This window comes from Sporomusa sphaeroides DSM 2875 (genome assembly GCF_001941975.2).
Lineage (GTDB): Bacteria > Bacillota > Negativicutes > Sporomusales > Sporomusaceae > Sporomusa > Sporomusa sphaeroides.
In genome coordinates this window covers 2968609-2992507 of the sequence record NZ_CP146991.1, presented here as the reverse complement: position 1 = coordinate 2992507, position 23899 = coordinate 2968609, and the positions used below count along the sequence as shown (strand labels likewise).

Genomic DNA, 23899 nt, shown 5'->3' with positions numbered 1-23899 from the left:
AAAGGGAGAAGATGAATTATGACAAACACCAAGCTAGTGGTCACGGTCAAGGAGTTTGCGGCCATGACTGGCATTGGGCAGAACCGGGTGCGGGAGTTTTGCTATCTGTCGGATTTTCCGGCATCGAAAGAAGGCAATCGTTTTTTAATTCATGTGGAGGCCGCCAATGAGTGGCTGCGGCGGCGGACCAGTGCTAAGACGGGCGTGAATACGGCCGGGTTGAAGCGTATTCTGCCGTGAGTCAGAAGCGCCGGCGATACAAAGAAGCCTTTTACCGGTGGAAGTGGGCGGGGCCATGAATTACATTGCCGAGCTCAATGCGTTTTATGCCCGGCTGCTGGTGCGGCCGCTGTCAAGTGAAGCCCAGGCCCTGTGGGGTGTCTTAATGCACCTCTTTAACCGGGCCGGCTGGCCGCCCCAGCTGACGGTGGCTGCCAGTACTCTGTTAGGTTTTTTGGGCTACAGCTATGCGACGCTGTCGCGGGCCAGAGGCGAACTGGTGGCGGCCGGACTCTTAGTTCATACGCCCCGCCCGGGGCGACTGGCGCCGTATTATGAACTGCAGCCGTTTAATGGTAAAACTGTGGATAAATCTGTTGATAACCCTGTGGATAAACCGCGACTGGCATTGGTAAAGCCAATTTGCCAATCATAATGAATGGCAAGTGGAATGACAAAACCGGATTTGCCAATCATTATGATTGGCAACCTGAATACATTATTTAAACGTAAACTTTATATATAAACGTAAACCAATAATAGTAGTAGAGCCTGTGACTATGTGGACAACAAGGGGGAGGGCTGGCATGAATAAGGTCTTTCTGGTGGGAAGCTTGTCCCCGGACCTGGACATGCGCTATACAATGAACGGCAAGGCAGTTTGTTCTTTTTCATTAACGGTAAATTTTAAGACCAAGGTACGCGAGGAAACTGACGCCATTGATTGCGTGGCCTGGGATAACCTGGCGGAGCAGATTGGGCAGGCGGGGGAAGGCGGCCGCCGGGTGGCGATTGAAGGGCGGCTGCATACGCGGCAGTTTGATGGAGCGGACGGTCAGCGAAAGAAAGTGACCGAAGTAGTGGTCCGGGATATCGAATTTTTGGACAAGCCGGGGCTGGCCCGGCCAGGATAGCGAAATTCGGGCAGAGGGGTGTGGTGTCGGTGGCAGGGAAAACGGTGACGGTGGTTATGACGGAGCGGATGTACGGACAACTGGCGAAGTGTGCTGCCGTCTTGTCGGCCAAGCCGCGGCGGAATGGCAAAACGCGGGAGGTTAGTGTGGAGGACGCGCTGCTGCTGGCGGCCATGCTGTACATTGAGGAGTATCTGTACCGGCAGGAAGACGGTCGGTCGGGCCCAGCCGTTTCTTGTTCCCCTCCCGGTTGACGGGAGGGGTTAGGGGTGGGTTCATATACCCTGAGCCAGGGCAAAGGTCTGCGACAGCAGCGGTGGACGTCCGCTAATGTCCTCTTTATGTCCAGCGGCAGCGGTAGCCCGGCGAAGCGGACCCAAGGGGCGGGCGTGGACATAAAAGCCATTAGCGGATGGCCGCCTCCCCTTCCCTAAGACAGGGAAGGGTTAGGGATAGGTGGACGTTCCCCTGGTTACTCCCGGCAGGCCGGAGTGCGAGTGATAAGGAGCGTTCGGGCCTGCTCCCCCTGCCTAGTCTGCCGAGTTGTCGCCCAGCAGGATACGGCTCTAAGCGTTAGCGGTGGCCGGACGGGAGCGGATGAGGAGAGTGGAGCGTTAGCGAAACGCCGCAAGGAGCGGACGGCCGGACATAGAGCGGTATCCGTTTTATTGGCACTGAGCGGAGCAGCCCGAGGACGGCAGGCGGAAGACGCGTCAGCGGCTGCAGCGCCGCCCGCAGGGATGCGGAGCGGGCTTACGTGTGTGGAGGTGTTATCCTACTTGGCAGCGGGTGGAATTGTGAAGACGATACGACAACGGGAGGGGATTTTTATGAAAATTGTCATTGACCCCGGCCATTCCGGGCCGGTGGAACCAGGGGCCTGCGCCACCGGCGTGCGGGAGTGCGATGTGGCGCTGGCCATTGCCAAGCTGCTAACCGAACTGTTGTATGAGGCAGGCCATGATGTTTTACTGACCCGGACCGGCAATATTGCAAATGACGGGTTGGCGTTCCGGGCAGAGCTGGCCAATGCTAACGAGGCGGACGTGTTTATCAGCCTTCACGCCAACAGCGTCGAGAGCCCGGCCGCCCATGGCACGGAGGTCTATCATTATCCGGGCAGCGTGCGGGGCAAGCGACTGGCGTCCTGCCTGCAGAGCCGGCTGGTGGCCGAAATGGGGACGGCCGACCGGGGCGTCAAGGAGGCCAATTTCCAGGTGCTTAGGGAAACGGACTGCCCGGCGGCACTAGTGGAGGTAGCCTTTATCTCAAATGAGGCTGACCGGCGGCTGTTGACCGGTTATGCCGGCCAACTGGCGGCGGCGGTAGCCATAGCTGCTGGGCTGGCGGACTATTTTGCCAGCTAATAGCCGCCCGGGTTGGGCACTGCGCTGGTCCTGCCGCTATGGGATGGTCTGTTCTGTCGGCTGCAGCCGACCAGGGGCGTTGCAAGAAGGTACTTTACAACATTGCAGAATGAATGTATAATAATTACAAAATACAATAATCGCTCCTGGAACGGGCGAAACGTGGTGACCCGCGCGAGTTTTACCCCGCGCTTGTCATAATCCGTTCCAGGCGCAGACAGGCACACCTCCCGGGGTGTGCCTTTTGCGTTGGAAATCGTAGAAGAAAGGAGGCACACAATAATGGCTGTAGTAAAAATGCCGCAGAGCAGCACCATTGCCATTAAGTTGCAAAAGGGCGTAACAACCTCCGGCAGTCCGGCGTATGTAACCCGGAATTACACCGGCAAGGCAACGGCGACTGACCAGGATTTGTTCGATGTGGCGCAAGCGCTGATGGGGCTGCAGTCCTATCCGGTGGCGGATATTGCCCGGGTGGATAATGCCTATCTGGTTAATCAGTAAGGATAAGGACGCTTAAACAGCAACAAGAAAAGGAAAGGAGGACAGACCGATGGCTGATACTAATACGAAGACGCTAGAAATGGTTTTTACGACAGCTGGCGCTAAGGAAGTGACAGTGGTTGTGAAAGATCCGAAGGACGGTCTGACACTAGCTGCCGTGCAGGCAGTGATGGCCACTATCATTGCCAAAAACGTGTTTTCCAGCACCAGCGGCGATCTGATGGCTGCCAAGGAAGCGCAAATTCGCCAGTTGGCCATTACCGAGTTAACCTAAAACAGGAGAGGAGGCCCTGCAAATGGAAGAGCTGGCCCGCCTGACGGCGACCTATGGTTTTCCTATGGTAGTGGCCTTCTATCTTTTGGTCAGACTGGAAAAGCGCCTGACCGAACTGACCAGCGCGATCAACAAAATGTGTTATTGCGTCGAAAGGATGGAGGTCATGAAAAAATGATGCTGAAAACAGTCTATGGTCCGCCACCGGTTGATGCGGAACGGATTGAGGCGGCAGAAGCAGAGTTGGAGAGCGCTTTGGTGCGCGAGGAGGATTTAACAGCTGAGGCAATGACTGCATCTCTAAAAAGACGAACAAACGCAAACCCGGACAAGGAGGCGCGTGCTCAAGACGCTTGACGTCCTGCTTACTACCATTGATGCGGTGTTGGAAGCTTTGCCGGAGGATATCGATAAAGAACATCCCGAACGGCTGAAAATTATCCGGGATATTCTCGGACTAGTGATTACCGCCCGAAAACTGCATGCCTTATAAACGACGGAAGCACGCCGAAACGGTGTGCTTCTATATTTTTAATTGCAGCAGTAGTAAAGTGAGTGATTGGTACGACAAAACCCTCCCTGAACTTGCAAAGGGAGGGTTACGCTATAAGAGGACTCAGTCCGAATAAAAATCCCGGCATAAATAATAGCCGGGAAAAATGATTACTCTCATAATCGCCTTCCCATCGCTCGTGGGTCAAACGGTGACTTTTAAATAGGCAGTTCTTCTGACTTAGGGTCATTGCTTACCTGCGCCTTCCCGGGATATCCAGTGGCATTATGCAGGTTTGCTCTCCGTCACAGCGGCGGGACCGTGTTGGTTTTACACCAAACTTCCCTATTAAGCCCGTAGGGCACCTATTTCGATCATATGCAATTGTATTTTCTAAATTGCAATCATAATAGCACTTTTGTTTATTGAATGTCAATTGTTGAAGATTTTGGCGATTATTGATCTTTAAAATGTAAATTGATGCGGCATCAGGATTTATACCGGTTGAATCAGTACATAAGCATCAGTACTTAAGCGACGCTCAAAAAATGTAAAAACTACAAAAGAAATTGACACATCATTACAAAAAATGCTATTATGAAACGAATAATGGAGTATTAACCTTTCAGGATAATTAAATAGCGTTAAGATAGGTGCCCGCAAGGGCTTAATAGGGAAGACCGGTGTAACGCCGGCGCGGTCCCGCCACTGTAATAGGGAGCGAATCCAAAGTATGCCACTGAGACACGCGTCTTGGGAAGGTTTGGACAAGCGATGATCTAGAGCCAGGAGAACTGCCTGTCTGTCAATCACCGTTTTACCTACGAGCGATAGGGAGGGGGTTAAGTACATACATGTTGTATGGTATTTCTTCCCGGCGTTTTGCGCCGGGATTTTTTAATACAACAAGGGGTACTCTTTCTATCTCCCGCCGATGGCCGGGAGATTTTTTTATTCGTAGTAGGTATGGACGTTGTCCAGTTAAGGTGGAAGGTTTAAGAGAGGTGAGTTATTGACACAAGAAAGGCGCTCACGCAAAACTGTAGTTACGTCTGAGGGGAATATGGCTTGTTATAGCAGTATCAAGAAACAAGGGAGAGAAATAGCAGAATGAAAAAAAGTATTTTGTTGTTGACGTTGATGGTTGCCTTAGGGACAGGAGCCACGGCTTTTGCAGCGGAAAATGATTCTTTAACTGTAAATGGCGACATCAGGTTACGGTTTGATAAACAAACGAACTATAATCAACCAGACTTTAACGCGAATAAATACCGTATCCGTTTAAATTTAGGATATAAGCTAAGCCCGGAATGGTCATTCAATACAAGGGTGGTAGCTGGTGATTCACTGTTTGGAGATGCTCCGCCTAATGTCGATGACGTGCAGATTTCCGTTGCCAGCTTAACATACAAGCAACCGGACTGGAATGCTACGATTGGTCGCCAGGTGTTTAGTATGTTTGAAGGACTTGCGGTTAGCATGGATGATGGCCACACGCCTGGCGATGCTGGTTATCCAGCGGCGGGAAACCGCCCGGATGGTGGTAACGCAAAGAATTTCCCGTCTTTACAAGGGGCTAAATTCCAAAACAAAATTGGTAAAACAAACGTGACTTCTTTTTATGGGAATTTAAACGCTCGTACTGACGATGGCGCGAATTACAATGTAAAAGGGATTGCGGCTATTGGACCGGTTGGCGCTTTCAAAGTCGGGGGAATGGTCTATACTACCGATTCTTATGTATCTGCTGCTGATGTAAGCAAGTATGGTGTGAAAAACGGCAGCAAAACGGGTTATTCCGTGACAGCCAACACGAAATTATTCAATAATTATTTATATACCGGCGCTGAGTATATCTGGGGTCTTGCCGATACGCACGATAAAGCCTATAAACTGATTGCTAAGACTCCGGAAACAAAAAAGGTCGGCGATATGCAGTATGCGGTCGAGTATCGAAATATAGAGCAAAATGCGCTGGACTATAACTCTTGCACGAATACGGCGCGTGGAATATCGATGATGCGTACCAAAAATATTAATATCGGCGACTTTACCTACTGGGCTCTTAGCGCCAAGCGCCAGTTAACTCCCGAGCTAACAGCAACGTTATTCTATGAAAAATATAATCCGCAAAACCATGGGAAAACAACCCCGTCAAGCGCACAAGTGGAAGATCAGGTCTATCGTCTGCAATTAGATTATAAATTCTAACAGGAAATTACCGGATGTAAACGTGTAATTTTGCAAGCAAAAATTTCTAGTTGATGCGTAGTTTGCGTTGTCAGTGATATTGTTTGTACGCAATGAATTCCGGCTGCAGTGGGGGTTGCCAAAAGGCTGACTGTTGCAGCCGTTTGGCAATAGAAAGGAATGTGCATGAATCCACAAAATGAGAAAGACTGTTTAAAGATTGCGTTTTATGGCAAAGGCGGAATTGGCAAATCCACAGTTTCCGCCAATGTTTCCGCAGCGCTGGCGAGCCAAGGCTGTAAGACTTTACATATCGGGTGCGATCCAAAGGCGGATTCCGCACGTTGCCTGGTGGGGCGTAAAATTCCTACCGTGTTGCAACAATTGCAGATAAAACCAGAGGGGATTGACAGGAACGATATTGTTTTTCCGGGTTTCGGCGGTGTTGACTGCATCGAGGCGGGAGGGCCTGAGGCTGGCATTGGCTGCGCCGGCAGGGGAATCATCACCATGATGGAGGAATTGAAGTACCTGGAGCTCTGGCGTGAGGGCTGGGACGCTGTTATCTATGACGTGTTGGGCGATGTTGTGTGTGGCGGCTTTTCAGTTCCGATGCGCGAAAGATATGCAGATACCGTTTATATTGTGACATCAGCGGAGTTCATGTCGCTATATGCTGCCAATAACATCATGAAAGCGATTAGCAGAAGCCAGGGGGCACGGTCCGTGACGCTGGGGGGATTAATTCACAATTGTAGAACCGGTGAGTCGAAGCGCGAGGCAGTGGAGCAGTTTGCCTTATTGACAGGTACGCAGGTAGTGGCCGATGTCCCATTCAGCCGGGAAATAACCCTGTCAGAACTGGCAGGCAAAACCGTGCTGGAAAAGTATCCGGATTCAGAAGCCGCTGGTTTCTTTAAAGAACTGGCGGGGGTCATTGCTAAACATCAGGGTCAAACGCACATAAAAGCGCTGAATGATGATGAACTGGAAAAATTCAGTCACTATATGCTTGATCTGGAATTGGCAAAAGCATAATAGCGGGGCCGGAAATGGGAGGAAATGAATTTGTCTTGTGCGGGTTATAAACAGGGAAGCAACAGTATTGAAAAAATCAGTCTTTCGGCTGTGACGGATACAATACCGCTCGATAGCTTTTTTGACCGGGGCATAGCGGATGATGACTGTGGAGAACTGGTTAATCTGGCCTTGGCTGTGCCGGGCATTGACGTAGTAGCGGCAGGCCCTGCCTCTTGTTCGCGGGTGCTATACTTCAGAGCTGCGAAAAAAAGGTTGGAAGAACGCTTGTTTTTGCACCCTATATCCAGCAATGATTTTACTGCCGGCAATCATCTGCAAAATTTGGAAGAATCGCTTACAGACCTGGCGGCTTCGCGCCGATCAAGAGCGATCATTGTGTATGTTACTTGTGCCGATATTCTTGCAGGCACTGATTTTGCCAGTATAACCGGACGCGTAGAATGTCAACACGGGATACCGGTGAAGGTCTTTGAGCGGGGGCCGCTTTCCCGGCGACGGACGCTTCCCAAAGAGCGGCTGTGTGATATTTTTATCGATTTGCTGCAACGAGGCAACCGGAGTGGAAGCAATAACTGCATTCACTTGTTGGGAGACGCCGGGAAGCTTGCTGAAACTTCCGGACTAAGAAAGATGCTTATGCACTACTGTTCCGACGGGGAAATCAGAGAATTTGCCGCGCTGGACTCTTACGAACAATTTGAGGAAATGACAACAGGCAAACTGAACATTGCCTTGGATCGCTTTGGTTATGACTTGGCAGTGGGCATACAGAAAAATTGGAACATACCTTTCGTATTTCTGCCTGCCTGCTACAATATGAAAGAGATCAAAGGCAGCTATGGGGCATTGATGAAGGCGCTACATACAACCTGGGATTTCAGCCAGGATTCGAAAGCGTATCATCAGTTGGCAGCACAAACTGCTGCGACATTAGCAGGCAAACAAATTGCGGTGGGAATTGGCGCAAGGTCTTTCGAACTCGCCTATGCTCTGACGTTGGCTGGCTTTTCTGTTTCCACAATATTTGCGGATACCGTGAATAAAAACGATAGGGCGTACATCAATGCGCTTCTCGCCATAGGAAGCCAGGCGCAGGTATATCTGATTTCAAACGTGACCAGCGAAACGCAGGCGGGCGGGTTTGCTGAAATCGATGTCGCCATTGGCGAAAAAGCAGCGTTTTACTGTGCGAAAGCAAAAGAAATTCTGGTGAGTGCCGACTATCGTTTCGGTTATGAGGGAATCACGGAAATTATGGAGGCGATGAGATGACAATGAAATTAACTCGCCTTCCTTCGCTGGCAAGCGACTATTCAGGCGCATGTTCGGTTCTGTATGCGATGCAGGCGCTTACCCTTTTGTACTCGCCAGGCGGATGCAGCAGCGCAATCATCGAATGCGATGAGATCAGGGATTTGCGGCAGACCTTGTTTTTCTGTTCCAAGCTGGGGGAGTTGGAAGCCGTCATGGGCGCGGCGGATGAATTCCTGCTGCAGGCACAAACTCTTTGTGCGCACAACCGCCAGACGGAATTTACCGCTATTATTGGTACGCCTGTACCGGCGTTGACCGGGATCGACATTGCGGCAGTTGCCGATGAGTTGAGCCGGCAGACAGGCTTGCCGGCCATGGCGCTTTCTACGGAGGGATTCAAGGACTACTACTCCGGTGTTCATCAGACGCTGTTGGACTTGGGGAAGCGTTTTCTGGAGAAACGGGAGAAAAAGAATAACCAGGTCAATATCATCGGGTATACGCCGCTCAGTCTTGGCAGCCCGGCGCATCTAGCCGAACTGATGGATGAACTGGAAGCGTGCGGTCTTACCATCAACGGTTCGCCGCTGGCAAAGAAGAATTTGGGCGACTTTAAGAACATGTCCGCCGCCGCGTTGAATATTGTCGTATCGCATGAAGGCGCGGGGCTGGCTCAATATATGCAGCAAGAATATGCAATTCCTTACGTTTTACATGTGCCAATAGGAATGTGGGGTATGCGGCGGTTGTTTAAAACATTGGAGGCGGTGACAGACATCTCGCTCGGCCGTACAAGCCGGAACCAATATGACCAAACTGGCAAGGCACTGTCGGCACGACGCGCCGTGGTGATCGGCGAACCGCTGTTTGCTTCTTGTATAGCCGCCTGTTTGCAAAATGATTTTGGGCTTGCCTCTGTTGAACCAGTCAGCCTGATAAAAACCGATAGGCGTATGAAAAGTGTCTATCAAGAAGAATCGCTTTCCAGTGTCCGCTTTTTTACATGCGAGCATTCACTGGCTCAGTGGCTAGGGGAAGGGCAGCCGGATATAGTTATTGGGGACCCTTTGTATCAAACACTGGTACGCCAAAAGAATATCCAGTATGTGCCGCTGCCGCATGTCGGCTTGAGCGGTTCAATGCACGCTGATTTGAATTATGAGTTCATTGGTAAGAAAGGCTATGATTATTTAGCAGGATTTATCGGGTCATGACATTCAAGTAACATAACGGAGGGGATTTTTATGCTGGAGCATCGTAAAAAATGGTTGCAAGGGGTAGCACTGCTGTTGGCTGTGTTCTTTATGTTAAGTCTCGCAGGCTGTCAATCCGGGGGGAGCGGAAAGAAACCGCCAACCGGACAAACGTCTGAAACAAAAATTGTCACCGACTTAGTGGGAAACCAAGTGAAACTCAAGGCTAATGTGGAAAAAATCGCCGTTGTGCCTGTTCCTTGGGCTACGATTGTTTATGCGGTAGATGGGACGGGTAAAAAAATCGCTGGCATGCATCCGTCGGCGATGAAGGCCTATCAGAGTAACATATTGAAGGCTATGGCACCGGAAATGGCTAACGCGAATTCGACGTTTGTAGACAACAATTTCAACGTGAATTATGAAGAAGTCGCCAAGCTGAAGCCGGATGTGGTCGTTATCTGGGATTATCAGCCGGAGATTGGCAAAAAGCTGGCAGAACTCGGCATTCCGTCTGTAGCGATCAAATATGGCACGCTTGAGGATGTACAGAAAGGCATCAAGCTGGTCGGGGAAATCATTAATCAGCAAGAGCGGGCCAATGCGCTGATTCAGTATCATCAGGATACAAACGGCTATCTCAAGTCCAAGGAGAGCGCACTGGCGGGCAAGAACAAGCCTAAAGTGTTATATTTACGGGATGAGCAACTGCAAGTCGCGGTAGGCGACTCGGTGAACCGAATCATGATTGAAACGGCAGGCGGTACAAATGTCGCTAATGAGGGTAGCGGCCAATGGTCAAAAATAACCATGGAGCAGGTTATGGCGTCGAACCCAGATGTCATTGTTATCAGTAATTTCTCCAATGTGTTGCCGGAAGATTTGTACACGAATAAGTTTCCCGGGCAGGATTGGAGTAAAATTGACGCCGTAAAAAATAAACGAGTGTATAAAGCGCCGATGGGAATTTATCGCTGGGATGCACCCTGCGTGGAAACGCCTTTAATGATAAAGTGGCTCGGCAAAGTTCTTCAGCCGGCAGTTTTCAACGATTACGACATGAGGGCTGATCTGAAAAGCTTTTACCAGACATTCTTCAACTATAAGCTCAGTGATGCGGAACTTGATCAAATCCTAAACAGTAAGCAGAACCCTGGCCTGAAAATCTAACACTAAAGAGTGTGATTGATGAATAAATAAGGTCAGTTGTTGTTTTGATTGGAGGAGCGAGGGAAGCGAAGCATGATGTGTAAACAACAGAATTTGAAGTTTGTGTGGATGGCTGTATTGGCTGTGCTGCTGATTGCCTTTTTCGTATCTCTTTTTGGGGGCCGTTATGTAATTCCTCCCCATGAGGTCGGCAGCATACTGCTTGATGGAATGCGCGGTGAAGAAGGGGACGGCATGGCGTTTTCCGTTGTCTGGAATCTCCGGCTGCCACGGACCTTGTTGAATAGTTTTGTCGGTGCGGGACTGGCTGTTGCCGGAGCAGCGTTCCAGGGGATTTTTAGAAATCCCCTGGTCAGCCCTGATGTGCTGGGCGTCAGTTCGGGAGCGGCCTTTGGGGCGGCGTTCGGTATCTTGCTCTCAGGAATGAATCATCTTGCTACAGCTATGGCGCTCTTTTTTGGCATTGTGAGTGTTTTTATGACCTATACGCTTTCCAAGCTGCGCGGCGAATCGTCTACGTTGTCCCTGGTGCTGTCCGGCATGATCATTTCTGCGGTATTCAGCGCACTCATCTCTTTGATTAAATACGTCGCCGATCCCTATGACAAGCTGCCAGCTATTACGTATTGGCTGATGGGCAGCTTTGCCAGCGCCTCGTACAGCAATTTACAATTGGTCGGGGTTCCCATTTTACTGGGGACGATTGCGCTGCTCATGCTGAGGTGGCGTATCAACATTCTGTCATTGGGGGATGAAGATGCCTATTCTTTGGGAGTTAATCCAGTAAAGACCCGGCTGGTTATTATTGTCATGGCGACGCTGATTACCGCCGCCTGTGTGACCGTTACGGGTGTGATCGGCTGGGTCGGTTTGGTCATACCGCATATCTGCCGTATGCTGAGCGGAGTGGATCATAAAAATCTGCTGCCTGTTTCCTGTGTTGTCGGGGCAGCGTTTATGATTCTTGTTGATATGATGGCCCGGACGGTAACTGCGGCGGAAATCCCCATTGGCATATTGACAGCCCTGGTCGGTGCGCCGTTTTTTGCCTTACTATTTAAGCAAGCGAAAGGTGATTGGCAATGATACTGGAAGTGAAGCACGGCTATTTCGGATATACAAAAGACAATGACATACTGAGGGATATCTCTTTTGTTCTTGGGGAACAAGAGATTATGACCATACTCGGTCCCAATGGTATCGGCAAAACGACTATGTTAAAGTGTATGACAGGAATCTTGCAATGGACCCAGGGGCAGACGCTGATCAACGGAACCCCTATGGGAACTTCGCGGGAGGTGCAAAAGCATTATCCTATCGGGTATGTGCCGCAGGCCCACAGTCTTTCTTTTCCCTATACGGTCAGGGAAGTAGTAACCATGGGACGCGCACGTCATATCGGCGTTTGCTCCGTGCCCTCCCGGTATGACAAGGAAATTGTGGATAAGGCAATGGAGCAGGTAGGCATAGTCCCTATTCGGGACAAGCCCTGCACGCAATTAAGCGGCGGTCAATTGCAACTGGTATTTATTGCGAGAGCTCTAGCCGGTGAGCCTAAGGTGCTGGTGCTTGATGAACCTGAGTCTCATCTTGATTTCAAAAACCAGTTCATGATGCTGCATCTCATTAAAACGCTGGTAAAGGAACGCGGCATATCCTGCATTATGAATACCCATTACCCGGAACATGCGCTGCGCCTGGCGGATACGACGCTGCTGCTTGGGAAGAATTCATATCTGTTCGGAAAAACGCAGGAGATTATTACCGAACAGCGGGTTAAAGAGTATTTTGATATCGAGGCTAAAATTTTATCGGTTCCCTATCATGACGAGAGTATCAAAGCTTTTGTTGTGCTAGAAAGCTTTGATCGTGCAGAAGAAGCATACAGTAGTTCTTAATAATTTTTGCTCGCGATTGTATTTCGCGGGCTTTGTTTTTTGTGGAGACTGATTTAGGCGCAAGGAAAATTGTCGTGCAAAGCCCGCTCCGCATCCCTGCGGGCGGCGCTGCAGCCGCTGCCGCGTCTTCCGCCTGCCGTCAGCCTTGCATAATTCGGCTAACGAAAAAGAAAACCATTTTTTCGAGCCTCATTGATCAGGCTGCTCCGCTCAGTGCCGGTACAACGGATACCACTCTATGGCTGCCCGTCCGCTCCTTGCGGCGTTCCGCTGACGCTGCACTCTCCTCATCCGCTCCCGTTCGGCCACCGCTGCGCTTAGAGCCGTATCCTGCCAGGCGGCTGTCATTAGTCCGGGCAAGGGGACGCAGACCGGAGCACTCCCTAGCGCTCGCACTCGGACTGCCGGGGGAACGGGGTACCGTCGGCTGGCCCCGCACGCTGCGCGGGGCCTCGGCAGGACACTCCGGCCGGACCGCCCGCAAAACCACCGGCCGACCCAGCCGGGCGCCCTGCCGACCGCCGGGAACGACAAACAAAGCCCGAACCGCTCCACCGGGCCACCTGCCGCCACTCGTCTGGCTTGATGCGAGCAAACCGTTCGTGCCCTGCCGCGGCCGCGCCCGTCCCGCCCCGTGGACACGAAAAGCATGTGTCCACTCTCCGTCCTCCCTTCCCCCCGAGCCCCCCATCCCACCGGAATGGCGTCGCCGTCAAGCGGTGGGCCGCGATTGAAATTCGGGGGGAAGGGAGGACTCCGGGCGCCCTAACGGGAAGGACTACCCCCCAAACCCCCCGCTAAGGAGCGGCCGAACAAATTGGGGGGTACGCGGCCGCGGCAGGGCCCTTCACTAGTCGGGAGGCAATCAAACGGCGGCGGCACCAGACGGCCCGGTTACGCTCCAGGGGACCCACCCCCTTAATCCCCCTCCCGAACGAACAAACGGGAGGGGGAAGCGGCAGCCCGGTGCCTACAGCCTAATCAACGGCTTACCATGAGCAGCCGCCAAAACCACGCGGCCGCACATCGTAAGCCTGTTTTGTTTGCTGTAAGTTACCTGGCAGGGGGAGCGCACCGGCCACGGCGGCCAAACCCGCGCCGCCGCGCCCCATGCGAACGGGCCTGCCGGCAGCAAGGGAGCCGCGAACTGCGCGGCGAAGAAATAAAAAGGCCGCATTTGAAACCGCGGGGACAGGTACTGACAATTAGACTACTGTAAGATATAAACACACAAAGCATCAGCATTCTTGTCAATATCCAAAAGTGGTGATAAAATTTAATATATTGAAATATAAAATGGTTTTGCATAGCTTGATTAGATAAAGTGAGGTCTCACTCATTTTTGATAAATTAGTGCACAGTGAAGATGTTCGCTCATTTATGACTGTGGCCTTGATAGTTATTTGGGGAACCAATGGCCTCTCGGTTAGTATCACCGGGAGGTTTTTTACTAGTATTAGTGATTAGGAAGGAATGGAATCATGAGTAAACAAAAACTGGAGCTAACCTGGGTTGGTAAAGAGGAACAGCCACGACTGGAACCTCGCATTTTGCTGGAAGACCCGGAAAAATCCTATCATGCGAAGTTTCGGGTAAGTGGTAACGATATTTTTGATAACCGGCTGATTTTTGGCGATAATTTATTGGCGTTAAAGGCACTGGAGCAGGAGTTTACAGGTAAGGTAAAGTGTGTATTCATTGACCCGCCATATAATACGGGGAGTGCATTTGAGCATTATGACGATGGGATGGAGCACTCTTTGTGGCTATCCATGATGAGAGATCGGTTAGTACTTTTGCATAAACTTTTATCAGCAGATGGATCGTTATGGATTACTATCGATGATAATGAAGCGCATTATTTAAAAGTGCTGTGTGACGAAATATTTAGTCGAACTAATTTTGTAGCTAATGTAGTATGGCAAAAAAGAACTTCACCTGATATGCGTGCAACTCTTGGCGCCGGGCATGATCATATCATTATTTATGCAAAAAATTATGAAATTTTTCGACAGGTTATAAATAAACTACCTAAAACAGAGGAACAAGTAAAAACATACAAAAATCCTGATCATGATCCTCGTGGACCATGGGTATCTTCCGACTATACAGCGCAAGGCTATAGACCAAATCAAATGTATAAAATCGTGACTCCTGGCGGGGTAACGTACGATCCTCCAACAGGACGGTGTTGGAAAAATATAGAGTCCGTTTTCCTTCAATTAGTATCTGAAGGGCGAATTTGGTTTGGTAAAGACGGCAAAGGAGTACCTCGTCGAAAGACGTATCTAAATGAATCTGAGGGACAAACGGCTTGGACGTGGTGGCCAAATTCTGAAGTCGGACATACGCAAGAAGCAAAAAAAGAAATTATCGGTCTTTTTGGAGCGGATAATGTATTTGATACTCCAAAGCCAGAACGGTTAATCTATCGAATATTAAGTTTAGCCACTCAACCAGGTGACCTCGTCCTCGACTCCTTTGCTGGTTCCGGCACCACCGGCGCAGTTGCTCACAAAATGGGCCGCCGGTGGATTATGATTGAATTGGGAGAACATTGCCACACCCATATCATACCGCGCCTGCAAAAAGTGATTGACGGTACCGATCAAGGCGGCATATCGAAGGCTGTCAACTGGCAGGGCGGTGGGGGATTCCGTTATTATAAGCTGGCTCCCAGCCTTTTACAAAAGGACAAGTACGGTAATTGGATCATTAGCAAGGAATATAATGCCGAGATGCTGGCGGAGGCAATGTGCAAGCACGAAGGCTTTACGTACGCTCCTAATGAGACAGTATTCTGGAAACAAGGGCAGTCGACAGAACATGATTTTATTTATACGACCACCGTTCCGGTCACGGCGGCGTTGTTGGAAAGAATCGCTGATCAAATGGGCGGCCGGGAAACAGTACTGATTTGCTGCACCGCGTTTCTGTGCCGGGAAGAAGACTATCCCCAGATTACGTTGAAACGGATTCCTGCTGCGGTACTGGCCCGCTGTGAATTTGGCCGCGACGATTACAGCTTGCAGGTCAGTCAGCTGGAATACCAGGCGGAAACCGGCCAGACTGAATTGTGGGGTGGAGAAGATGAATGAGAAGTTAGTTCGATCCATTAGTGCCCGTATGAGTCTTAGAACACCGCAGGCAGAATCATTAGGCATACTGGCAGATATTGCGGATACAGTAACGTTGGATAAGACGACTGACGTAGCGGCGGCACTGGAGCAAATCAAAGCGCTTTACCCCCATGTTGAAGAGTTTGAGCGGGAGTTCCCTTCGCTTTGTTTCGCCCTGGCTACCGGGGTTGGCAAAACACGTCTGATGGGAGCCTTTATTGCGTATTTGCATTTGGCCAAGGGTATGAATAATTTTTTTGTACTGGCCCCGAATCTAACCATTTACAATAAATTGATTACCGATTTTACACCAAATACCGCCAAATACGTGTTTCAAGGCATTGGGGAGTTTGTCCATCAATATCCGAACATTATTACCGGTGATAACTACAATCTAGGACAGCATCTGCAAAGCGGCGCATTATTTGAAGGCATCAACGTGAATATTTTTAACATATCCAAGATCAATTCAGAAGTCCGGGGCGGCAAAACGCCACGCATCAAGCGGCTTTCGGAATACATCGGTCAGAGCTACTTCGATTATTTGGTATCTTTGCCTGATTTGACCTTGATTATGGATGAATCTCATCGTTACCGGGCGACAGCGGGTGTGCGGGTTCTTAACGAACTCAAGCCGGTACTGGGACTGGAACTTACCGCCACGCCTCAAGTGGAAGCGGGAGCAAAGTCCGTGCCCTTTAAAAATGTAATTTACAGTTATCCTTTATACCAGGCTATGCAGGACGGATTTGTCAAAGAACCGGCAGTTGCGACACGGGAAAACTTTAATGCCGATAATTACACCGAGACGCAGTTGGAGCGGCTAAAACTGGAAGACGGCATTCTGGTGCATGAAGAGACTAAAGTAGAACTGGAAGTGTACGCCCGCGAGCATCATTTGCCGATAGTCAAGCCCTTTGTACTTGTTGTTGCGGTTGATACCGAACAGGCTAATGCCTTGCTGGCAACGATGGAAGATGCCGCCTTTTTTGGCGGCAAGTATAAGGGTAAGGTGATTACAGTCCATTCCAATCAACGCGGGGAGGAAAAAGACGAAACGATTGAGCAGCTCATGAGCGTGGAAAAGGCGGACAATCCGGTGGAGATTGTTATTCATGTCAACATGCTGAAAGAGGGCTGGGATGTCACTAATTTGTATACCATTATTCCCCTGCGGGCGGCCAATTCCCGGACTTTGGTGGAACAGTCCATTGGGCGGGGGTTGCGTTTGCCTTATGGCAAGCGCACAGGCGTAGAAGCGGTAGACCGTTTGACAATTATTGCTCACGATCATTTCCAGGCGATTATTGATGAGGCCCGTGATCCAAATTCCATTATCCGTCGGGGAGTATTGATCGGCCGGGATGTGGCACGCGCAGCGAAGCAGGTGGTTACAGCCCCGCCGGTGATCTTACAAACCCTTGCCGGTAGCGTGGGCAACGAAGCAAATAGTGCAGGAACTACCCGTCCGGCTGCAACACCACTGTTTCAGCCGGAGGAAACGCAAACGGCTCAGGTTGTGTACGATATTGTCCGGGAGTTGGAACATTTGCCTTCATCCAGACAACTGGCCAAGGAAGAGGTTCGTCAATATATTGTAACAAGAGCGACTGACATAACCCATGCGTCACCACAGGGTACATTAATTGATGATCCCAATGCATTGACAATGGAGAAAGAGCAGTTGGAAAGTGTCGTGGAGCGAGTGGTACAAGCGGTCATTGAGAAAACCATTGACATTCCGCGTATTGTCGTTCAGCCCAAGGGAGAAGTAACCTGGGGGTATGAAGATTTTGAGCTTGAAGTCAGCGGCATTCAATTACAACCGGTATCGGAAGAATTGTTAGTCCAGCATTTACGCACCGATCAGCGCTTGCGTATTCATCTGGGCTCAGGTGTTACGGCCGTTCAAAGATTGGAAGATTATTTAGTATTTGCCCTAATGGAGTATCCTGATATATCTTACGATGACCACGCGGATTTGTTGTACAAGCTATCCGGAGAGGTGGTGCGGCATTTACAGTCGTATTTGTCTACTCCGGAAGATGTGGCCAATGTCTTGCAATATAACCAACAGCGACTGGCGGAACTCATTCACACCCAGATGAAGCAGCACTATTATGAACGGGCTACCGAATATGAGGTGCGTATAACCAAAGGGTTTACTACGCTAAAGAGCAATACCTATGCTGCCAGCGAAGCCGTGCGGGATTTTCGCCAGCCGCCGGCAGATTTGCGAAACATGAGTAGTCTGGTGTTTGGTGGTTTCCTGAAATGTTTGTACCCGCAGCAGAAATTTGATTCCGATGCCGAACGGCGTTTCGCCGTCATTTGTGAAAACGATCCATCAGCCAGGAAATGGTTCAAGCCTGCTAAAGGGCAATTGCAAATTCACTATCGCAGTGACCAATCCTATGAGCCGGATTTCGTTGTCGAAACGGAAACTGAAAAAATCTTAGCCGAAACCAAGGCGGCCAATGAAGTAGCATCCCAGAATGTGCAGGACAAAGCTGCTGCCGCTATACAGTGGTGTAAACATGCCACTGCCCATGAATTGGCGGTGGGGGGGAAACCGTGGCGGTATATTCTTGTACCTCATACTAGTGTGCAGGAGAATATGACGATACAAGGGTTAGCGGCAACGTTTACGGTGAAGTAACATGTATTTGACTGGGGGTGAGACTTAATGACGCTTGATGAGATACATAACCTTATTAAAAATGGCGAGTCTGAAGTTTTAGAGTTAAAAAAATCTACCGGCCAACTCACCAGGGCCGCTGAATCGTTATGTGCATTCTTGAACGGTCATGGAGGCAAGGTTATTATCGGTGTGACGCCCGAAGGAAAGATGGTTGGACAGAATATAACGGACAAAACTCTTCAGGATATTGCTAATACCATCCGTAATATAGAGCCAACAACTCATATTGCAATGACTCAGGTGGCACTAGAAAATTCTTCTCTGGAAATATTAGTTTTAGAAGCCATACCGGTGCCGGAAGCACGTCCCTACATTTTTGACGGCCGGCCTTATTATCGTACGGGAACAACTACTGCTGTTATGCCGCAAGATATGTATCAGCAGCTATTATTGAACCGGGCTCATAGCCAAAATCGCTGGGAAAATGCAGCGGCTGCCGGAGTTGATTTAATGGATCTGGATCGGGAAGAGATCCTTAAAACGGTTCGGACGGGAATCGCCGCTGGCCGGCTTCCGGAAAGTACGGGCATTGATCCTGCCGATATTTTGGATCGGCTAGGCCTACGTTCAAACGGTACGATTATCAATGCCGCCGTTGTATTGTTTGGCAAAGTTTTTCTGCCCAATTATACACAATGCCAGATTCGATTGGCCCGGTTTAAAGGGACGAATAAAACCGAGTTTCTGGATAACAAGCAGCTTTATGGGCATGCGTTTAGTCTTTTGGATGAAGCGATGTTTTTTATTCAACGGCATTTACCTGTTGCCGGTAAGATTACACCAGGTGTGATTGAGCGGATTGATGAACCGATCTTCCCGCCACTGGCGTTACGCGAGGCATTGGTAAATGCCTTTTGCCACCGGGATTATGCTAACCCTGGCGGAGCAGTCAGTGTGGCCATATTTGATGATCGGCTGGAAATCTGGAGCGAAGGGATATTGCCTTTTGGGCTAAAGGTTGAAGATTTAAAGCGTGACCATCCTTCCCGTCCACGCAATCCGCTTATTGCGGATGTGTTTTTCCGTCGTGGATTGGTGGAACGATGGGGCAGAGGCACGCAGACGATTGTTGAACTTTGTGTGAAGGCAGGGCATCCGGAGCCTGAGTTTATCGAGCAAGCCGGGTCGGTAGGAGTCAGGTTTCTTCCCCGAGCGTATGTTGCACCGCACCGTATTGGCCATGATTTGACGACACGGCAGCGAGAAATCTTGCAGATATTGGCGGAGGATTCATTGCCGTTACGGAAAATTATGGCGAGAATGACGAAGCCGCCTGCTGAGACTACGGTGCGTGATGATTTATATCATCTGAAAAAATTGGGAATGGTCGTGCTAGAAGGTTATGGACGCGGTGCAAAATGGTTTCTTATGCGTGAAGAAAATAATGAGCCGGAATAAGCCGAAAAATAAGCCGGAATAAGCCGGAAAATAAGCTGGCAGTGTGCAAATAAAAATTATGTAGAATTTAGATTTATATGGAGTTTCAGCAATGACATTGGTGCTCCTATAATTATCAAATGTCCTGAAACAAGAAAATTTTGTCAACCATTATAGCCATATCGACGGTTCCGCTTTAGGAACCCACCCTGTCCCCCTCCCGAAGAACAAACGGGAGGGGAAGTCGCCACTACAATGCCGAGCGGCAAATAAGACGGCTTACCATGAGCAGCCACAAAACCCGTGTGGCCGCACATCGTAAGCCTGTTTTATTTGCAACAGTCTGCCTGGCAGGGGAGCGCACCGGCCACGGCGGCCAAACCCGCGCCGTCGCGTCCCGTGCAGACGGGCCTGCCGGCAGCAAGGAAGCCGCGAACTGCGCGGCTTTAACAATATTGATATGGAAGAAAAATGCAGGATTATGGCGATGCGATGCGGAACGTATCAATAAAAACAACGCGAGGAGAAAATTTTTCTCATGGGTCAAGTTCAAATCTATTTTGAAAAATGCAATCGGTTCGAGCCGTTTTATATCCGGCCGCTTAGCGGCATCGTCGGCCTGTACTTCATCGCGCTCACGTCCGGCGACATCATGTACCCGTTTAACCGGTCGCGCCTGCTTTATATCGGCATGAGCGAAAAAAAGACCAATAGCATAGGCAGCCGCCTGCAAGGGCATTACGACGGACAATCCGGCAACGCCGGGCTGTTCAATTATCGCTCCGCGCAGCCGCTAGAGTTTACCTTTATTAATTTTGAAATGGTGAAGTCGATGTGGCCGCATAGGATTGAAGACTTAGAAAGCTATTTCATTTTGGACTTTGTCGCCAAATTTGGGGTTTACCCCATTTGCAACAATAAAACCGGCTTTGAAATCCAACAAAAAGAGGTTGACGTTGAGTTTCAAATCGACTGGAAACATTTTGGAGGAGGATGAGCAAATGAGTGACAGCCCATTGAGCGGAGACGCGATCGTCGATGCGTTCTTCGCGGAATTGCAGGACATGGAAGGCGTGGACAAGGCATTGGCGGAGAAGCTGGCGTCTTTGCATCGAGACAAAAAGTTCACACAGAAGGAAGTGGCTGCTTCGCTGCAGTCGCTACGGGAGGAGGCGCTGAAAAATGGTTAAGATTGAAACCATGACCATCGCCGGCCTTCGCGGGGTGAAAGAGCCGATGACGCTGCAGTTCGGCGGCAAGTCGGCCATCGTCTACGGCGACAACGGCTCGGGCAAAAGCAGCCTCGCCGACGCGCTGGAGTGGTACTACTCCGATAAAATCGAGCGGCTAAGCTGTCAGGAGATCGGGAACAACGGCATCGACGCCTTGCGCAATGTGCGCATAGACAAGAACGAAAGGGCGTTTATGACGCTGGCCATGACCGATAAGTCCTTAAATGCGGAAAAGGAAATCATTTATAAGAAAGACAGGCTGACGGCGAAATTCAGCAACGCCGCTGCGGAGTTTCAAGAATACATCAAAGCTTCACAAGGGGAAAATTTTATTGTCCGGCACGACAAGCTGACGAAGTTCGTATTGGATACGAAAACCGATAAATTAAAGTCGTTGTCTGAGATTATCGGCTTTTCTTCCGTTACAGCGGTGCGCGACACGCTGAAAAAGGCGGTCAACGAATTAGGCCGGGAAGTGAAAAACAAGGGATATGAAAACCAGATCGCCCAGTTTCAACGCAGTCTGCTGGAGTACCTAGGGCGCAACGTTCCCGACGATGAAAAGTTCATTGAAGCCGTTCGCGAGCAGTTGGCCCCTTTTGGCTTAGGGGAGGCGGTCAAGAGCGTCGGCGACGCGCCGACCGCGCTGGCGTCGCTGCAAGCGTCCGGCGACGAAAAGGCCATTGCCGTGTTGGCGGCGTTGGAGAAGATTAAAGGCGTTACAGCGGGAATGGATGGGAAGATTGACTTGCTGGCCGCCGATTACCAGTCCTACGCTTCGCAGTTTGCGCAATTGCTCGCCGATACGGGCAATATTGCCAAGCTTGCGCTTTTGGATTTGCTGAAAGCCGGAGCTGGTGTACTTACGGGCGGCTCGTACGCCGAGCCTAAATGCCCGTTGTGCCTGCAAGACAAAAATCTTAACGATTTGCAGAATGAATTGCTAGGCCGCATAGCCAGCCTGTCCGAACTGCAGGGCAAACTGTCGAAGCTGGAAGCGAGCCGAGCTAAGGCGAAGCAGTCGGCGGCAAGCTTGCGGCAAACGCTGGCCGCGCTGTTGAGCGACGCTGTTTTCAAAGGCGAAGGCGAAGAAAAGGTTTTCAGCGAACTGAAAAAGCGATTGGAAGACTGGGCGGCGGGGATTAATCCCTTCGAAGCCGAAACCAGCAAGGCTGTAATTGACGGCGCGGCTCCCGACGCTTCGCTTGCATTGGATAAAAAAGCGTTAGTTGAAATATCCGGACAATGCGACGAACGCATCCAGGCGATTAGAGCGGCGGAGGCGGGCAACGCCAGGACTGCCGCGCACACCAATCTTTCCATGGCTGTCAAAGCGTACGAACAGCTTACAGCTATGAAAAAAGAGCGCGACGTCATTGTCGAGCAACAGGCCGCGTTAAGCAAGATTTACGACGCATTCGTCCAACGCCAGAAGGAAGGGCTGGAGGCTTTCCTCGCCGGCTTTTCGAACGCTATCGACGAATATTATGAATATATGAACCCGGGAGAGCCCATAAAGGACTTGCGCATTGTGCCGATGACCGACGACGACGAATTGAAGGGCCTAGCCATTGAATATCAATTTAACGGCCAAGTGCTTGGCGCGCCGCTGCGCTGCTTCAGCGAATCGCATCTGAACTGCTTCGGGCTGGCGTTTTTTCTCGCTTCAGTCCGGGCGTTCAACCCGCGCAACGGCTTCATTGTGTTGGATGACGTCATTTCGAGCTTCGACAGCAATCATCGGACACGTTTCGCCAACTTGTTGATCGACAAGTTGAAAGACTATCAAATCATCGCTTTGACCCATGAAAAACAATGGTTCGAGTATTTTTCCAAAGCTGTCAAGGGAAATCCACATTGGGCGGTTAAAAATATTTATTGGGACGATAACAAGGGTACGTACGCCGACGAGGCTCACGAGGACAAGCGCGCGAAGATCGAGACGCTGCTGGCCGCGGGCAAGCTGGAGGGGCTGGGCAACGAAATGCGCGTGTACCTGGAACAGTTTCTGAAAGAAATCGCCGAGCGGCTGGAAGTTCCGGTGAAATTTATGTTCAACGACAGAAACGAGGATAGGATGGCACCGGAATTATTAGCCGCCTTGAAAGCTCGGGTCGATAAAAAAAGCAAAGACGACTTCGCGGCGGCTCACGGCGACTTGTTCAACAGCTTGCAGCGTTCCAACTTTATTGGCAACAAAGGTTCGCACGACAGCTCCTACGTTCCGACAAGAGGCGATTTGAATGGGCTCTGGGACGAGATTAAAAGTTTGGAAAACGCGCTGTATTGCAGCGGCTGCAAGCAGTCGATAGCGACGAGATATGCATCGGAGACGGAGAAAAAAATATCTTGCCGCTGCGGGGCCCTGTCTTACGCGTGGAAGTAGGCGCGCCGATCAGCCACGCACTTTATTGCGAACTTATCGAGGATGCCGGAGAAAAAGTATTTTCCTTTAAGCCATCGGCTTGCAATTCGTTTGAAATGAGCTATAATTAGAAATAGGTGGAAATTAAAAAGTCGCCGTGACCTGAAAGTGTTGGAGCACTTCCAGGCTCGCGCAGGTAAACACACTACCTACACGTAACAGCTAAGCTGTCCACGACGACATTTCTATTATACAATGCCGCCCGCTTGAACACAAGCGAGGCACTGCGTGTAACGGAGATGCCGGCAGGAGATGCGCAGGCTGTGCGACTTCATGTAGCAGGAGACTAAGCCTATTTCCGATACACTGTCAACGGAAGGGCAAGCGTTCGCTTACATATTTCTTGACCGCTTTTCTGTTGAGGCCGGTTATGTTCCGGTTTATTGGTGTTGGGATTTAGCAGACGATGAAGCAAAGCGCATGTGTAGGGTATAAAAACCTCGCATGCGCTTTTTAATTTCCCCCTATAAAAAAGCTGCCCGGCAAGTGCTTGCCATGATCAAGGGCCTTGCTGCAGCTTGCGATAGG

General features: G+C 50.3%; 24 protein-coding genes and 2 riboswitches. Of the genes, 23 read left to right on the top strand and 1 reads right to left on the bottom strand.

The window, feature by feature from the left end:
* Positions 1–18 precede the first annotated feature (18 nt).
* From SPSPH_RS14035 to SPSPH_RS13955, 17 genes are all read left to right on the top strand, one after another.
* Positions 19–240, top strand: coding sequence for a helix-turn-helix domain-containing protein (locus SPSPH_RS14035; RefSeq protein ID WP_054261057.1), 222 nt, complete (start codon positions 19–21; stop codon positions 238–240).
* A 55-nt stretch (positions 241–295) separates the two neighbouring features.
* Positions 296–655 carry a hypothetical protein gene (locus SPSPH_RS14030; RefSeq protein WP_109298254.1) on the top strand — a complete coding sequence of 120 codons (360 nt, stop codon included), beginning with the start codon at positions 296–298 and terminating at the stop codon, positions 653–655.
* Positions 656–806: 151 nt separating this feature from the next.
* Positions 807–1133: a single-stranded DNA-binding protein gene (locus SPSPH_RS14025; RefSeq protein ID WP_054261059.1), complete on the top strand. Its 327-nt coding sequence runs from the start codon at positions 807–809 to the stop codon at positions 1131–1133.
* Positions 1134–1162: 29 nt separating this feature from the next.
* Entirely contained in the window at positions 1163–1387 is a 225-nt protein-coding gene (locus tag SPSPH_RS14020; RefSeq protein ID WP_054261060.1) for a hypothetical protein, read from the top strand.
* A 576-nt stretch (positions 1388–1963) separates the two neighbouring features.
* On the top strand, positions 1964–2500 hold the full coding sequence (locus SPSPH_RS14015; protein WP_075756583.1) for an N-acetylmuramoyl-L-alanine amidase family protein: 537 nt from the start codon (positions 1964–1966) through the stop codon (positions 2498–2500).
* 282 nt (positions 2501–2782) lie between these two features.
* The gene (locus SPSPH_RS14010) at positions 2783–3004 is read left to right on the top strand and encodes a DUF1659 domain-containing protein (RefSeq protein ID WP_054261062.1); all 222 of its coding nucleotides are present in this window, start codon (positions 2783–2785) and stop codon (positions 3002–3004) included.
* A 49-nt stretch (positions 3005–3053) separates the two neighbouring features.
* A complete protein-coding gene (locus SPSPH_RS14005) occupies positions 3054–3278 on the top strand; it encodes a DUF2922 domain-containing protein (RefSeq protein ID WP_054261063.1) in 225 nt (74 codons plus the stop codon).
* Positions 3279–3300: 22 nt separating this feature from the next.
* Positions 3301–3456 (top strand): YvrJ family protein, encoded by a 156-nt coding sequence (locus tag SPSPH_RS14000; protein ID WP_072169811.1) that lies wholly within the window; start codon positions 3301–3303, stop codon positions 3454–3456.
* The gene (locus SPSPH_RS13995) at positions 3453–3635 is read left to right on the top strand and encodes a hypothetical protein (protein ID WP_075756584.1); all 183 of its coding nucleotides are present in this window, start codon (positions 3453–3455) and stop codon (positions 3633–3635) included. The genes SPSPH_RS14000 and SPSPH_RS13995 overlap by 4 nt, the downstream gene beginning before the upstream one ends.
* Positions 3619–3771, top strand: coding sequence for a hypothetical protein (locus SPSPH_RS13990; RefSeq protein ID WP_158027093.1), 153 nt, complete (start codon positions 3619–3621; stop codon positions 3769–3771). The genes SPSPH_RS13995 and SPSPH_RS13990 overlap by 17 nt, the downstream gene beginning before the upstream one ends.
* A 208-nt stretch (positions 3772–3979) precedes the next feature.
* Positions 3980–4155, bottom strand: a riboswitch (cobalamin riboswitch).
* Positions 4156–4405: 250 nt separating this feature from the next.
* A riboswitch (cobalamin riboswitch) is annotated at positions 4406–4587 on the top strand.
* A gap of 294 nt (positions 4588–4881) precedes the next feature.
* Positions 4882–5982: a hypothetical protein gene (locus SPSPH_RS13985; RefSeq protein ID WP_075756585.1), complete on the top strand. Its 1101-nt coding sequence runs from the start codon at positions 4882–4884 to the stop codon at positions 5980–5982.
* Between the two features lie 165 nt (positions 5983–6147).
* On the top strand, positions 6148–6999 hold the full coding sequence (locus SPSPH_RS13980; RefSeq protein WP_075756586.1) for a nitrogenase iron protein NifH: 852 nt from the start codon (positions 6148–6150) through the stop codon (positions 6997–6999).
* Positions 7000–7029: 30 nt separating this feature from the next.
* Positions 7030–8274 carry a nitrogenase component 1 gene (locus SPSPH_RS13975; protein ID WP_075756587.1) on the top strand — a complete coding sequence of 415 codons (1245 nt, stop codon included), beginning with the start codon at positions 7030–7032 and terminating at the stop codon, positions 8272–8274.
* The gene (locus SPSPH_RS13970; protein ID WP_075756588.1) at positions 8271–9470 is read left to right on the top strand and encodes a nitrogenase component 1; all 1200 of its coding nucleotides are present in this window, start codon (positions 8271–8273) and stop codon (positions 9468–9470) included. The genes SPSPH_RS13975 and SPSPH_RS13970 overlap by 4 nt, the downstream gene beginning before the upstream one ends.
* A gap of 30 nt (positions 9471–9500) precedes the next feature.
* Positions 9501–10619: an ABC transporter substrate-binding protein gene (locus SPSPH_RS13965; RefSeq protein ID WP_069972833.1), complete on the top strand. Its 1119-nt coding sequence runs from the start codon at positions 9501–9503 to the stop codon at positions 10617–10619.
* Between the two features lie 72 nt (positions 10620–10691).
* Complete coding sequence (locus SPSPH_RS13960; RefSeq protein ID WP_109298256.1) at positions 10692–11705, top strand: FecCD family ABC transporter permease; 1014 nt, start codon at positions 10692–10694, stop codon at positions 11703–11705.
* Positions 11702–12517, top strand: a complete 816-nt coding sequence (locus SPSPH_RS13955) for an ABC transporter ATP-binding protein (protein WP_075756590.1) — start codon at positions 11702–11704, stop codon at positions 12515–12517. Before SPSPH_RS13960 ends, SPSPH_RS13955 begins: the two co-directional genes overlap by 4 nt.
* A gap of 989 nt (positions 12518–13506) precedes the next feature.
* Here SPSPH_RS13955 and SPSPH_RS13950 read toward each other — a convergent pair.
* Positions 13507–13629: a hypothetical protein gene (locus SPSPH_RS13950; protein ID WP_269147945.1), complete on the bottom strand. Its 123-nt coding sequence runs from the start codon at positions 13627–13629 to the stop codon at positions 13507–13509.
* A gap of 369 nt (positions 13630–13998) precedes the next feature.
* Here SPSPH_RS13950 and SPSPH_RS13945 point away from each other — a divergent pair, with 369 nt between their 5' ends.
* The 6 genes from SPSPH_RS13945 to SPSPH_RS13920 all read left to right on the top strand — a co-directional run bounded on the left by SPSPH_RS13945 (position 13999) and on the right by SPSPH_RS13920 (position 23332).
* Positions 13999–15615 carry a site-specific DNA-methyltransferase gene (locus SPSPH_RS13945; RefSeq protein ID WP_075756592.1) on the top strand — a complete coding sequence of 539 codons (1617 nt, stop codon included), beginning with the start codon at positions 13999–14001 and terminating at the stop codon, positions 15613–15615.
* Complete coding sequence (locus tag SPSPH_RS13940; RefSeq protein WP_075756593.1) at positions 15608–18295, top strand: DEAD/DEAH box helicase family protein; 2688 nt, start codon at positions 15608–15610, stop codon at positions 18293–18295. The genes SPSPH_RS13945 and SPSPH_RS13940 overlap by 8 nt, the downstream gene beginning before the upstream one ends.
* A gap of 27 nt (positions 18296–18322) precedes the next feature.
* A complete protein-coding gene (locus SPSPH_RS13935; RefSeq protein ID WP_075756594.1) occupies positions 18323–19735 on the top strand; it encodes an ATP-binding protein in 1413 nt (470 codons plus the stop codon).
* A 517-nt stretch (positions 19736–20252) separates the two neighbouring features.
* The gene (locus tag SPSPH_RS13930) at positions 20253–20711 is read left to right on the top strand and encodes a GIY-YIG nuclease family protein (protein WP_054261075.1); all 459 of its coding nucleotides are present in this window, start codon (positions 20253–20255) and stop codon (positions 20709–20711) included.
* 4 nt (positions 20712–20715) lie between these two features.
* Complete coding sequence (locus SPSPH_RS13925; RefSeq protein WP_075756595.1) at positions 20716–20904, top strand: hypothetical protein; 189 nt, start codon at positions 20716–20718, stop codon at positions 20902–20904.
* Entirely contained in the window at positions 20897–23332 is a 2436-nt protein-coding gene (locus SPSPH_RS13920) for an AAA family ATPase (RefSeq protein WP_075756596.1), read from the top strand. The genes SPSPH_RS13925 and SPSPH_RS13920 overlap by 8 nt, the downstream gene beginning before the upstream one ends.
* Positions 23333–23899 lie beyond the last annotated feature (567 nt).